Origin of the sequence: Bacteroides hominis, assembly GCF_033042785.2 — a bacterium.
GTDB classification, from domain to species: domain Bacteria; phylum Bacteroidota; class Bacteroidia; order Bacteroidales; family Bacteroidaceae; genus Bacteroides; species Bacteroides hominis.
The window spans coordinates 4,557,646-4,570,704 of sequence record NZ_CP178829.1 but is presented as its reverse complement, the minus strand read 5'-3'; the positions used below and the strand labels follow the sequence as shown (position 1 = coordinate 4,570,704).

The following is a 13,059-nucleotide window of genomic DNA, read 5'->3' as shown; positions in this document are numbered from 1 at the left end:
AATAGAAGGTGAGATGATTCGTAAAATTGCATATATACTTTTTTTATTTATAATTTGCTGTAATGTGTCTCGTGCGTGGGGGCAGACGTTTGTATTCCGGGGTACTGTATTGGATGAACAAACTCATAAAGCATTAGATTATGCCACCATTCAGTTGTTTGTGGAGAAACAGTTTGCTTATGGCGGAATAACAGATGCAAACGGACATTTTGAACTTCTTCATATCAAGCCCGGGACCTATCGGATCGTCGTATCTTATTTAGGGTATGATTCTACCGAAAAAGAGATTAAAGTGCTTGGAAATACTTCAGAAATCTTTCATTTAAAGCCCTCAAACATGGCGTTGAACGAAGTGGTAGTGACTGCTTCCGAATCAAAGCGTGCTACCAGTGCTTCCATAGTCGACCGTACTGCCATGAAACATCTTCAACCCAGTAGTTTCAGTGATTTGATGGAACTGATACCCGGGGGAAAATCGGCTGATCCTCAGATGGGACAGGCCAATCTGATTCGTATACGTGAAACGGGTAAGACGGAAGATATCTCTTCATTGGGAGTTGGATTTTACATTGATGGTATTTTTCAGAATACGGATGCCAATCTGCAGTATATGCCGAGTAGCACTTCTGCTGTAAATGCGACGAGTACGATGTCAAAGGGACTGGATATGCGTACCATTCCGACTGATAATATTGAAAAGGTGGAGATCATTCGTGGTATTCCCTCTGTAGCTTATGGTAACGTGGCAAACGGCGCTGTGATTATCCAGCGTAAAACCAGCGAAAGTCCGTTATCTGCACGCTTCAAGGCTGATAAGACCAGCAAACTGTTTTCAGTGGGCAAAGGATTCCGGTTGGACGGGAACGGACGTTATGTTTTGAATGCCGATTTGAGCTATCTGGATTCAAAAATAGATCCGCGCAACAGCGTGAAAAACTATACCCGTCTCACAGCCTCCACCCGTCTGGATGGAAAATGGTTATGGAATGAACGTAATATTCATTGGAATATCAGTACCGACTATACCGGATCGTTTGATGATGCGAAGCGGGATAAAGATGCAACCGTAAAGGAGGACTCTTATAAATCAGACTTCAGTAGTTTGAAGATGGCAGGAAAATGGAACTTGAAATTCCCTAACCATTCGTGGATTCGTGAGATTAGCGCGGCAACTTCTGTCAGTTGGCAGTGGGAGAAGATGCGTGAAACGAAATCTGTGTCTCTGAATCGTCCGGCCGCTATTGCTACTCAGACAGAGACCGGAGAATCTGATGGCATCTATCTGCCTTATAATTATGTGGCGCAGATGGAAATTGACGGTAAACCTTTATATGTTACGGCTTCTGCCCGTACGCAATTGGCTTTTCCACTGGGGATGCTGCAAAATGCAATGAATATAGGGGTGGAATGGAATTATCAGAAGAATTTGGGAGAAGGCCAGGTATTCGATGTGACACGGCCCATCAGTGAAAGTTTGAGTACACGTCCGCGCCGTTTTAAGGACATACCGGGGCTGCAACCTTTCGCCTTCTATGCCGAGGAGGTGTTGAATCTTCCTGTAAATAGACATAAATTGGCTTTTACGGCCGGTATCCGCTTGCAGTCCTTATTGGGGCTGGACACTAAATATAAGATGCAGGGTAAGATATATCCCGATCTCCGTCTGGACTTGCAATGGAGTTTGCCGGTATCAAACGGATGGAATGTTGCCTTTTCGGGAGGTTTGGGCTGGATCAGCCGTATGCCGACCACCGCACAGCTATATCCGGATTTTAAGTATGTAGACTTGATCCAGCTGAATTATTACCATACTAACCCGGATTATCGCCGTATCAATATGATGACGTATAAATGGGATAATACAAACTATCAGTTGGAACCGGCACGTAACATGAAATGGGAACTGCGGGCCGACGTCAGCTATAAGGGAAACCGTCTGTCGATGACTTATTTCCGCGAACGGATGAACAATGCTTTTGATGATATCACTTATTATAAATCATTGGCGTATAAGCTATATGATCCTGCAAGTATCGACGGCTCAGCTTTGACGGCTCCTCCCCAACTTTCTCAGTTGACTTATGCAAATGAATATAATCTGGATGTGTATTCCACACAAGGCAATGTAATGAAGGTGCGTAAAGAAGGAGTGGAGTTTCAGTTCGCTTCCAAACGAATCGAATCGCTCAAGACCCGCGTCACTATGTATGGAGCCTGGATAAAGACAGTTTATAATTCGGACTCTCCCAAATATAAGGCCTCTTCTATATTGTTGGACAACAAACAGTTGAAATATGTGGGGTTGTATAATGGGGACAACGGAACAGAAAGCCAGGCATTCAATACGAACTTTATGTTTGATACCTACATACAGCGTTTGGGGCTTACTTTCTCCACGTCGGCACAATGCACTTGGTATACCAACAGACGGAACTTGTGGAATAATGGCGTGCCGGTAAGCTATATCGATCAATCCGGTGAAACGCATCCGTTTCGCGAAGAAGATAAAAACAATATTCAGTTACAGCATCTGGTGGAGAAATATTCAGCCACTTATTTTGAGCGTACTACTGTGCCTTTTTATATGGATATCAATCTGAAGGCGAGTAAACGGATCGGTAAGTATCTGAATCTGGCTTTTTATGTAAACCGGCTTTTGGGTATTTATCCTGATTATACGTTACGGGGCGTACTGCAACGGAGAACGTCCGAATCGCCTTATTTCGGCATGGAAATGAACTTGACTTTTTAGTAAATGAATAATAAAACAAAATAGAAATGAAGATGAAAAAGAATCAATTGACAATCGCAATCCTTTTTGCGACAATGCTGGGATTTACCGCATGTAGTGATGATGATAAAGTGAGCATATCCACTGTAGGTATTACCACTACTGTAGATACAACTATCGAGGGTCTGCAACTGACCGGTGGAACCTATACTTTTGAAAATGTAAATACATCTGTCAAGACAGACATTGCCTATCCGGCTCAAAGTATTGAATTGGCGGACGGGTTGTATAATGTAACTTTCATTGGTAAGGGAACTTACTCACAGAATGGAACTCCGGTGGAAGTCGATGTACAGGGAGTGCAACAGAATGTGGCCGTATCCGGAGGGTCATACAAGTTGGAACTGAAAGTTCATGTACTCAATACAGGTGACCCCGATTTTGTGATTGCCGAGATATTTATTCCCGGAACCTATAATGAAGCAGGCAAGCAATATAATGGCGACCAGTATGTACGTATCTATAATAACTCGGATAAAGTTTTGTATGCGGATGGATTGATATTTATGGAATCACAATTCCAAACTACCCAGAAATATCAGTCGGTAGATCCGGATATTATGAATGAAGCTATTGCGGTAGGCTCTGTTGTAGCGGTGCCGGGCAGCGGAACAGATTATCCGGTACAACCGGGAGAGTCCTTTATCCTTTGTGACAATGCGATCAATCATAAAGAGGCTAATCCGAATTCTATAGATTTAAGTAAAGCCAATTTTGAGTGGTATATTGAATCGAAGCAAGATGTGGATAATCCGGCTGTTCCCAATCTGGATGTTTATTATTGTTATTCCAAAACTATCTGGGTGTTGAATAAACAGGGAAATCGCGCCTATGCTATCGGCAGATTACCCAAAGGCATGACTAAAGAAAAGTATATTTCAGACTATGCATACAACTATACGTATATCATGCAAAATGGAACAGCCAGTAAGCCGCAAAGCAAATATAAGTTCCCCAATGAATGGGTGATTGATGCTGTAAATGTAGGTGCTTCCAATGAATGGCAGTGGAATGTTACCTCTACCGGGTTGGATATGGGGCATACTTATATCGGTGTGAACAATACCGTTGCAGAAAACATCGGAAAGTGCGTAATGCGTAAAGCTGCCTATAAGGATGGTGATCGGGAAGTATTGCAGGATACAAATAACTCTACCGTTGATTTTACACCTGCGGCTACTCCGAGCCTGTTTAACAAATAATTGAATCCATCCTATTGATATATAAATCTTTATTATTCATGATGCGAATCCGAATTATCATTACGTTGCTGATTGCTTTATTTGTGGAGAGTCGGCAGGAAGCCTTCGGGCAGACTGCCGACACACTCTCCCTGTCCGATAAGGTAATCCGTACCGCTTCATTCGCGACCGGATTTCGTGGTGAGGTATGGCGGAATCCGGCACTTTATTATTACTATACTCCGTATACATGGACAAGGCTGGACGTAAATGGAGCTTATCATGATAAAGGAAAAGCATCTTTGAAACAGGAAGGTGATAAGGATACCCGTATCGGGGTAGATGTCAACTCTTTCGTCATTCTTTCGGAACGTGATCGTGTATTCGGTTCAGCAGGATACAGAAGTGAGAAGCAGGAGAATGTGTTATGGAATGAAAATATAGACTGGAAACTGATCGCTCCTTACGTGACCGGTGATTCCATTGGCGGTTTCCTGAAAGGAGAAACTTATTATTTCAATGGAGGTTACGCCAGTGAGTCGGGTTCCTGGACGTGGGGAATCACCGGTGGTTACAGGGCGTCTCATAATTATCGGGATAAAGATCCGCGTCCGCGTAATACAGCTTCCGATCTCTCTTTGGCTTTGGGAGCAGGATATCGTCTGGGGACATATCGTTTGGGAGTTTCCGCAGATTTCCGGCTTTATCAACAGAAAAGTGAGATTTCATTCCTTGCAGATAAAGGTTCCACTTCGGTATACCATATGTTGGGATTGGGCATGGATTATGTGCGTTTTGCCGGAAACCAGACCGGAACGAAGCATCAAGGCACCCGGTGGGGAGGAAGCATAGGCATTCTGCCGGCTGATACGGAGAAGGGGATATCGGCCACAGTCTCAATTGACCGTATGTCGATGGACAAGAAATTGAGCAATGCCAATAATCTCACTTTGCTGGAATTGAATACGACTGATTTGAAAGGAAACGTGACCTGGATGCGGGAACTTCAGCAGGCAGAACACCTTGCAGTGAAACTGGATGCAGGCTATACAGTCCGTAAAGGAACGGAGAATATTTACGGAGAGGCGGGCGGAAGCTCCTATGGAGCATTAATCAGCACATCTCCGGGAATGAAGGTCACGAATAGTCGGATTGCCGTAAGTGGTTTGTGGGAGAAGCTTTTGACCGATAAAGGTGTATGGGGAGGAGCAATTGTTCCAAACATAATCTACCATCGGTTGGAGACGGATTACAACGCCGTATCCCGGTTTGTTCACCTGTCTGCTCTGGAGGGTTCTTTGCGTGCCCGTTTGCAGTATCAGAAGAGGCAGCTGCGATTGACCGCAGAAGCAAACGGTGGATATTATGCCAATTTATCGGCTGAATATTCTTTACCGGGATTGGATGCCGCGAAGTCGTCCGCCCGGACTTTGTTGGCGAATATTGACTATTTATCTGATAGCTACAGTATGGTAGGGATTCGTCTGCAAGGGGATTATCCCATCATGAAACAGTATAACCTGTCTTTGTCTGTTCAATGGCAGACTGCATATTATAAAAAATGCGGAACGGCCCGGTATGCCGCTTGTTCACTGGGCATCTTTTTCTGAAAAAATAAAAACAGTTAGCATATGAAAATTAAGTTTATGGTCGCTGCAACCTTAATGGCAGCTTTAGTAACTACTACTTCTTGTGGAAACAGTAACAAACAGAGTCAGTCCGAAAAAACGGAGCAGGCGGCTCCGGCGGCATTGAGCGTCGATAACCTGCTGGCGCATGCCGATTCACTGGCTAACCGGGAGGTGACTATAGAAGGAATCTGCACACATACCTGCAAGCACGGAGCTACAAAAATATTCCTGATGGGCAGTGATGATACCAAAACGATTCGTGTGGAAGCCGGACCTTTGGGTTCGTTTGACACCAAATGTATCAATGCCATTGTCACAGTGACCGGAACGTTAAAGGAACAGCGGGTAGATGAAGCTTACTTGCAAAACTGGGAAGCTAAACTGAAAGCCCAGACCGAAAAATCTCATGGAGAAACTGCTGCCGGATGTGATTCGGAAAAAAAAGCACGCGGCGAAACAGCCAACACTCCTGAAGCCCGTATTGCAGACTTTCGCGCAAAGATAGCAGAAAGAAAAGCTGCTACCGGAAAAGATTATCTGTCATTCTACTATATGGAAGCCAGTTCTTATGAGATCGCAGAATAAAGGTGCTGCATTCCGCAAATGGAGCCGGATTATCCACCGTGATCTGTCTTTCTTCTTTGCAGGAATGATTTTGATTTATGCTATTTCGGGTATCGTAATGAACCATAGGGATAGCATAAATCCCCATTATACAGTGACACGAACGGAATATAAAATAACAGAGGACCTGTCGGACAAGAATAAAGTCAATGAGAAGATGATTTTGGCTTTGTTGGAACCACTGGACGAAGCCGGAAATTTTACTAAATATTATTATCCGAAACCGGATCGGATTAAGGTTTTTCTGAAAGGAGGTTCAAGTCTGGTGATTAATACCCGGACAAAAGATGCTGTCTACGAGGGGGTGAAGCGTCGTCCGCTGATCTCTTCCATGGTACAACTCCATTTCAATCCGGGCAAGTGGTGGACTTGGTTTGCCGATGCCTTTGCTGTCTGTCTGATTATTATCACTGTCAGCGGTATGGTGATGATAAAAGGTCCTAAAGGATTGTGGGGCAGAGGGGGAGTCGAGTTGGTGGCCGGTATTCTGATTCCTATTCTTTTCCTGACGTGTTTCTAATAACAAACGAAAAATGATTTATAAAGCATGAGTGCAATTATAGAATGTAAGAACCTGACTCATTATTACGGTCAACGTAAAATTTATGAGAACTTGAGTTTTGAAGTACCTCAAGGGCGTATCTTGGGATTGTTGGGTAAAAATGGCACAGGGAAAACGACAACCATTAATATATTGAGCGGTTATCTTCAGCCACGTTCGGGCGAATGTCGCATCTTTGGTGAGAACATTCAGACCATGGACCCTGCTTTACGCAGGAATATCGGCTTATTGCTGGAAGGTCATGTTCAATATCAGTTTATGAATATCACACAGATAGAAAAGTTTTATGCTTCTTTTTATCCGGGACAATGGAAAAAGGAGGCTTATTATGACTTGATGAATAAACTGAAGGTAGCTCCGGGGCAACGTATCTCAAGAATGTCGAACGGACAGCGTTCGCAAGTGGCATTGGGACTGATCCTGGCACAAAATCCGGAGTTGTTGATTCTGGATGATTTCTCTTTAGGACTTGATCCGGGTTATCGCCGCCTTTTTGTGGATTATTTGCGTGACTATGCCCGTTCCGAGAACAAGACTGTTTTCCTGACTTCCCATATTATTCAGGATATGGAGCGGTTGATTGATGATTGTATTATTATGGATTATGGTTCTATCCTTATTCAACAACCTATTGAAACGTTGATGAAAGAGCTGAGAAGATATACTTGTACTGTACCCGAGGGTTATCAGCCTCAGTTGCCGGCAACTTGCTATCATCCGGCTGTCATCCGTCAGACCTTGGAGACGTATTCTTTTTTGCCTCCCATGGATGTGGAGAAACTATTGAAGGAAAGTCAAGTTCCCTTTACTGGTTTGCAGCACGAAAATGTAAGTCTGGAAGATGCCTTTATCGGTCTTACCGGAAAGTATTAATATGTAAATAAATAGAAGAAATATGATACAAGCCATATTTTATAAAGAGTGGATAAAAACGCGTTGGTATTTGTTGCTGGCAACTCTTTTTATGATAGGAATCACAGGATATTCCATGCTTCGTATTGGCCGCACCATTGCCATACAGGGAATCGATCATTTATGGGTGGTAATGGTTCAGAAGGATGCTATATTTATTGATTTGTTGCAATTTGTCCCTTTACTTATCGGTATTTTGCTTGCTGCCGTACAGTTTTTTCCCGAGATGCAACGTAAGTGTTTGAAACTTACTTTGCATTTGCCTTATTCACAGAAGAAGATGGTCATGTCGATGTTAGCTTATGGTGTACTTGCACTGGTTACCTGTTTTGCTATGAGTTTTATTATTATGGGAGTTTATCTGCCACAACATTTTACAAGTGAGTTGGTGCAGCGTATCTTATTATCTGCAGCTCCATGGTTCCTTGCCGGATTTGCCGGTTATTTGCTTGTTTCATGGATTTGCCTGGAGCCCACATGGAAACGCAGGGTTTTGAATCTGATTATTGCGGCATTGATTTTCCGTGTCTACTTTCTGGCTCCGGGAGCGGAGGCTTATAACAGTTTCTTGCCCTGGCTGACACTTTATACGCTGCTTATCGCTTCTCTTTCGTGGATTTCTGTGGTACGGTTCAAGGCCGGTAAGCAAGACTAACTGAATGTTTATTACTAAAAAATCAAACAAACATGATTCGATTCAGCAAAATATTTTTTTATGTTACTGTGGCTGTCCTGCTTGTATGGCAGTTGCCTTGGTGCTATGCTTTTCTCACACTGAAGCCTGTCAAAGCTCCTTTTACTATGTATAGTTCCGTACTTGGTGATTTTGTTATTACACAACTGGATGAGAATAAGCAACTTCACCGCTATGATACAAAAGGCAATACATATACACAGCAGCAGGTGGACAGTTTATTGCCTTCTCTCTATGTACGCCAGCTTACGGCGGACGAACGTTTCCCTGATACCATTTGTGGCAAGGCGGTTAGTCCGAAAGATATTCAATTGACAAACTTTACTTTCAAGAGTGTGCCGTCAGCCATCAATGCTCCTCAGACAGGACTTTATTTCCTGATGGAGTCCATGTCCAAACGGGTGGATTTAAAAATGCCCGAAGATGCATTCCGTTTTACCGATAAAGGTATGGAATTTATTCGTATGGAGACGAATCGTATAGATGAGGCGAAGAGCAAATTGTTTACGGATATGCTGGTTCAGAAAGGGTTTGCTTTTCCCGCAAGCTATGCTTCGGGCAATCCGACTACCCGTAAAGACTATGATGAGGGATATCTGGTTTTAGATGCCAACCATAAACTGTTCCATCTGAAGTGCACCAAGGGACGTCCGTATGTGAAAGCTATTCAGTTGCCTGAAGGAGTCTTGCCGGAATATGTGTTTATTACTGAGTTCCGTAGTCGCCGGACTTTGGGGTATATGGTTGATAGCAAGCATCATTTTTATGTTATCAATAGTGATGGAAGTTTGGTGAAATCAGCTCTCCCCGGTTTCGATCCGGCAAAAGATGAGTTGACCATCTTTGGAAATATGTTTGATTGGACTGTAAAGTTATCGACAGATAAAGATGATTATTACTATGCCCTGGATGCTACAGATTATTCACTGATTAAAGAACATGCCTATAAAGATATGCGTCGTTCTGTTCCGGGATTGTCCTTTACATCTCCTGATGATAAGTTTGTCATGCCGCGTTTTTAAATGCGGCCTGATAAAATATATTTCATTTTAATGACTATATATTACTTTAGAGGCAGGGCTTTGACCCTGCCTCTAAAGTAATATAATTTTCTGGAAAGCCTGATATATAACGAAGAAGAGGAAATTCATTATTGAATTTCCTCTTCTTCGTTGGGTGGAAGACCGGACTCGAACCGGCGACATTCAGAACCACAATCTGACGCTCTAACCAACTGAACTACATCCACCATGTTAGCATCTCTCTCAAATGCGATGCAAAGGTAGCGATTCTTTTTAAATCTGCAAACATTTCGCGAACTTTTTTCTTCAAAAAATGTATTCATTAATTCCGCGGTTATACTTGCGGAAGAGTTCACGCGTGTCATTAATAAAGATTTTCAGGCGGTTACGTTCTTCTGCCGATAAAGAGTCTGTCGGAATACTTGCGGGATATAAAACGTAATTTTTCTTTTTGGAGAGTATGGGGCGTGCCGTCCATACCAGACCATATCCGCAATTACTGACAGATATGCCCGTGCTGTCTTTCATTAATTCGAGTTTAAATAGCAGTCCGCCGTCTGTTTTACGGGCAGACATGTTCGAAATAAAATTGCCTAAAGAGTAGAGGACTACATTCTGCCGACCGGTGAGGGTATCGGTCCGCAGCTCCATGGGTTGCACTACATGGGGGTGGGAACCGATCACATGGGTGACTCCTTGACTAAGTAGCCAGTCGGCCAGGGAGGTCTGCTCCTTATTGGGCAGTGACTGATATTCGATCCCCCAGTGCATGCAGGCAATCAATACATCCGGATGCAGAGCCTTAGCAGCTTCAATGTCCTGTGTCATGACAGCCTTGTCGATGTAGTTGACTATGTTTGGGTGAGAAACTTTAATGCCGTTGGTGCCGTATGTATAGTTGAGCAGGGCAATCCGAAAGCCGTTCTGTTCCAACAATAGTGGATAGCGTGAAGCGCGGGCCGTACTGTCAGTGTAAGTTCCGGCATAAGGAATTTGTAGCGAATCCAGCATCAGGATGGTTCGTTCCAGCCCTTTTTTGCCCCGGTCGAGACAATGATTATTGGCGGTTATCAATACATCGAAGCCGGCGTCTTTTATGGCGGACAGATATTCGTCGGGAGCACTGAAAGCGGGATAACCCCGGTAAGGTTTTCCTCCGAGAGTTACCTCCAGGTTGCCGATGGCAATGTCTGCTTTACTGATTTCTTCTTTTACCAGTTTAAAGTAGTCCGTGTAGTCGTATCCCTTGGTGGTCCGGGCTGCATCTATCTGTGCCTGATGCTGCATTAAGTCGCCTGCAAAGAGGAGTGTAATCTTCTGCGCAGATATCGTATCGGGCGCCGGGACAGGGACGGGCTGTTCTTGTGCATTGCTGCTGCAAGATACAGAGCAGAAAAACAGGGAAAGAAGAATCAGATGTTTCATAAGCAACAGGTATTAAAGTTCTTTCTGAAGAATGTGTTCCACCTCTTTCGCTCTCCGTTTCCTCTCACAGAAAAAGAGGAAACGGGGGCAGAGAGGATTATTGATAGATTGCTTTCTTGCCTGCCAGCAGAGTATTCTTCATCAGAGAGACGATGGTCATCGGGCCTACACCTCCCGGAACAGGGGTGATGTAGGAGCATTTCGGAGCTACCTCATCGAACTTCACGTCACCTGTCAGTTTAAAGCCCGATTTCTTGCTGGCATCCGGTACGCGGGTAGTACCTACGTCGATTACCACAGCACCCTCTTTCACCATTTCCGCTTTCACGAAGTTGGGTTGTCCCAGTGCGGCGATGATGATATCCGCTTCCCGGCACTCTTTCACCAGATCTTTCGAACGGCTGTGGCATACGGTTACCGTTGCGTCTCCCGGATAGGCCTTCTGCATCATCAGTGCTGCCATCGGTTTACCGACAATGTTACTGCGTCCCAGTACGACGCATTTCTTACCCGAGGTCTCTATCTGATAACGTTTCAGCAGTTCGAGGATGCCGTTCGGGGTAGCTGATACATAACAAGGCAGTCCGATAGACATACGTCCTACGTTGATCGGATGGAATCCGTCTACATCTTTGCGGTAGTCAATGGTTTCAATTACCTTTTGTTCCGAGATATGTTTCGGTAACGGAAGTTGTACGATGAATCCGTCTATATCTTCGTCATCATTCAGTTCACGTACTTTGGCGAGCAGTTCGTCTTCCGTCACGTCGCTTTCGTAACGAATCAGTGACGACTTGAATCCGCACACTTCGCAGGCTTTCACTTTAGCGGCTACATATGTTTCGCTGCCTCCGTCGTGTCCTACGAGGATGGCTGCCAGATGCGGGCGTTTGCCACCCCGGGCTACTATTTCTGCCACTTCGGCTGCAATCTCCTGTTTTACTTGTTCGGAGATGGCTTTTCCATCAATTAGAGTCATTTCTTATCTGTTTATTGGGTTATTTAATATTGAGTACTTCAGTCACTTTCTTTATCATGGCTTCACCCCTGAGGTCACGTGCGATGATTGTTCCGTCCGGTCCGAAGAGGATAATGAACGGGATGCCGTTAACGCCGTATAGGTCCATGGGTGTCATGCCGGTATCTATTATCTGCGGCCAGTTGATATTGAGTTCTTTGATTGCTTTTTTCGTGTGTTCCGGTTTATCCCAGACGGCTACTCCCAAAACTGTAAGTCCTTTATCTTTATATTCATTGTAGAGTTGGGCTACGTGAGGTGATTCGGCGCGGCAGGGCCCACACCAACTTGCCCAGAAATCTACCAATGCATATGTGCCTTTGCCCACATAGTCAGAGAGGGAGACTTCGGAGCCATCTACAGCCTTGCCGCTAAAGTCGGTAAACTTCTGTCCTATGGCCGTGGCCTTCATTGCCTGGCATTGTTTTTCGATGCGCTTGTAGGTCTGGAGCGATTTCAACCAAGGACCGGCAGTAGCGAAAATGGGTTCCATTTCTTCGGGAGAAGCGGACATGATAAGACTTCTGATGGCGTATTCCCCTAATGCATTGTCCGGATTATTCATGAACAACTCTTTGTATAGCTGGGTGTAAGCTGCATGCCAGTAAGTTTGGCTATATTCTTTTTTAAGCCGGAGTTGTTCCGCTTTGTCTTTTGTTTGCTGTTCTATTTCAGAATGTTTGCTTTTCAGTGTGGCTACCATTTCAGATGTCCTATCGTGTATACGGGAGTATTCCTCGTTCATGGGTGTACCTTTCGGATCGTTATGGGTCAGTACATTGACTTGGATATTGCCGCCTTCGAGGATGAAGTTGGCATATTCTCTTCCTGCATCGATGCGGCAGAAATAGGGGGTATCTGCCTTTCCGGTGAATTTAAATTGCCCGTTTGCCACTTGCGTACTGTCTACTTTCATTCCGTCGTCGTAGCGGCTGATGTAGAGAGTCTGTCCGTTTAGAGTAGAGTCGTTTATCAACCCTTCTACCGTGTAGGAGTGTCCATTTTGTTGTGCGTTGACCATCCCGGCTACGGAAGCAAGCGCCAGAGTGAAGAGAATGTGTTTCATTGATTCAATGTTTTTATGGTATCAGACAAAAGTAATATCATTTACCATCTCCTGTTTTTTGTCAAGAGTAGCTTTATAGATTATTAACAGGAGGAGGGGAGTGGGCGAAAGCAGGGAGGTACTTTTCGGGATA

At 44.3% G+C, this 13,059-nt stretch carries 11 protein-coding genes and 1 tRNA gene; 8 read left to right on the top strand and 4 right to left on the bottom strand.

What is annotated here, in order from left to right:
• Nucleotides 1-13 precede the first annotated feature (13 nt).
• The 8 genes from R3O62_RS19375 to R3O62_RS19340 are packed head-to-tail and all read left to right on the top strand — an operon-like array spanning nucleotide 14 to nucleotide 9,417.
• On the top strand, nucleotides 14-2,752 hold the full coding sequence (locus tag R3O62_RS19375) for a TonB-dependent receptor (RefSeq protein WP_223126624.1): 2,739 nt from the start codon (nucleotides 14-16) through the stop codon (nucleotides 2,750-2,752).
• Between the two features lie 26 nt (nucleotides 2,753-2,778).
• On the top strand, nucleotides 2,779-3,993 hold the full coding sequence (locus R3O62_RS19370; protein WP_005780509.1) for a DUF4876 domain-containing protein: 1,215 nt from the start codon (nucleotides 2,779-2,781) through the stop codon (nucleotides 3,991-3,993).
• A gap of 38 nt (nucleotides 3,994-4,031) precedes the next feature.
• Nucleotides 4,032-5,582, top strand: coding sequence for a DUF6850 family outer membrane beta-barrel protein (locus R3O62_RS19365; protein WP_317472801.1), 1,551 nt, complete (start codon nucleotides 4,032-4,034; stop codon nucleotides 5,580-5,582).
• A 21-nt stretch (nucleotides 5,583-5,603) separates the two neighbouring features.
• Entirely contained in the window at nucleotides 5,604-6,188 is a 585-nt protein-coding gene (locus R3O62_RS19360) for a hypothetical protein (RefSeq protein ID WP_005807551.1), read from the top strand.
• Complete coding sequence (locus R3O62_RS19355) at nucleotides 6,172-6,747, top strand: PepSY-associated TM helix domain-containing protein (RefSeq protein ID WP_005807549.1); 576 nt, start codon at nucleotides 6,172-6,174, stop codon at nucleotides 6,745-6,747. The genes R3O62_RS19360 and R3O62_RS19355 overlap by 17 nt, the downstream gene beginning before the upstream one ends.
• A gap of 27 nt (nucleotides 6,748-6,774) precedes the next feature.
• Nucleotides 6,775-7,662 carry an ABC transporter ATP-binding protein gene (locus tag R3O62_RS19350; RefSeq protein ID WP_005807547.1) on the top strand — a complete coding sequence of 296 codons (888 nt, stop codon included), beginning with the start codon at nucleotides 6,775-6,777 and terminating at the stop codon, nucleotides 7,660-7,662.
• A gap of 22 nt (nucleotides 7,663-7,684) precedes the next feature.
• A complete protein-coding gene (locus R3O62_RS19345) occupies nucleotides 7,685-8,356 on the top strand; it encodes a hypothetical protein (protein WP_005807545.1) in 672 nt (223 codons plus the stop codon).
• A gap of 32 nt (nucleotides 8,357-8,388) precedes the next feature.
• Complete coding sequence (locus tag R3O62_RS19340) at nucleotides 8,389-9,417, top strand: DUF4857 domain-containing protein (RefSeq protein WP_005821108.1); 1,029 nt, start codon at nucleotides 8,389-8,391, stop codon at nucleotides 9,415-9,417.
• 152 nt (nucleotides 9,418-9,569) lie between these two features.
• On the opposite strand, the gene R3O62_RS19335 is transcribed toward R3O62_RS19340, so the two are convergent.
• The 4 genes from R3O62_RS19335 to R3O62_RS19320 form a co-directional block, all read right to left on the bottom strand.
• A tRNA-His gene (locus R3O62_RS19335) sits at nucleotides 9,570-9,645 on the bottom strand.
• A gap of 78 nt (nucleotides 9,646-9,723) precedes the next feature.
• On the bottom strand, nucleotides 9,724-10,842 hold the full coding sequence (locus R3O62_RS19330; RefSeq protein ID WP_317472800.1) for a CapA family protein: 1,119 nt from the start codon (nucleotides 10,840-10,842) through the stop codon (nucleotides 9,724-9,726).
• A 97-nt stretch (nucleotides 10,843-10,939) separates the two neighbouring features.
• The gene (folD, locus tag R3O62_RS19325) at nucleotides 10,940-11,821 is read right to left on the bottom strand and encodes a bifunctional methylenetetrahydrofolate dehydrogenase/methenyltetrahydrofolate cyclohydrolase FolD (protein ID WP_005807539.1); all 882 of its coding nucleotides are present in this window, start codon (nucleotides 11,819-11,821) and stop codon (nucleotides 10,940-10,942) included.
• Between the two features lie 19 nt (nucleotides 11,822-11,840).
• Entirely contained in the window at nucleotides 11,841-12,926 is a 1,086-nt protein-coding gene (locus R3O62_RS19320) for a TlpA disulfide reductase family protein (RefSeq protein WP_317472799.1), read from the bottom strand.
• Nucleotides 12,927-13,059 lie beyond the last annotated feature (133 nt).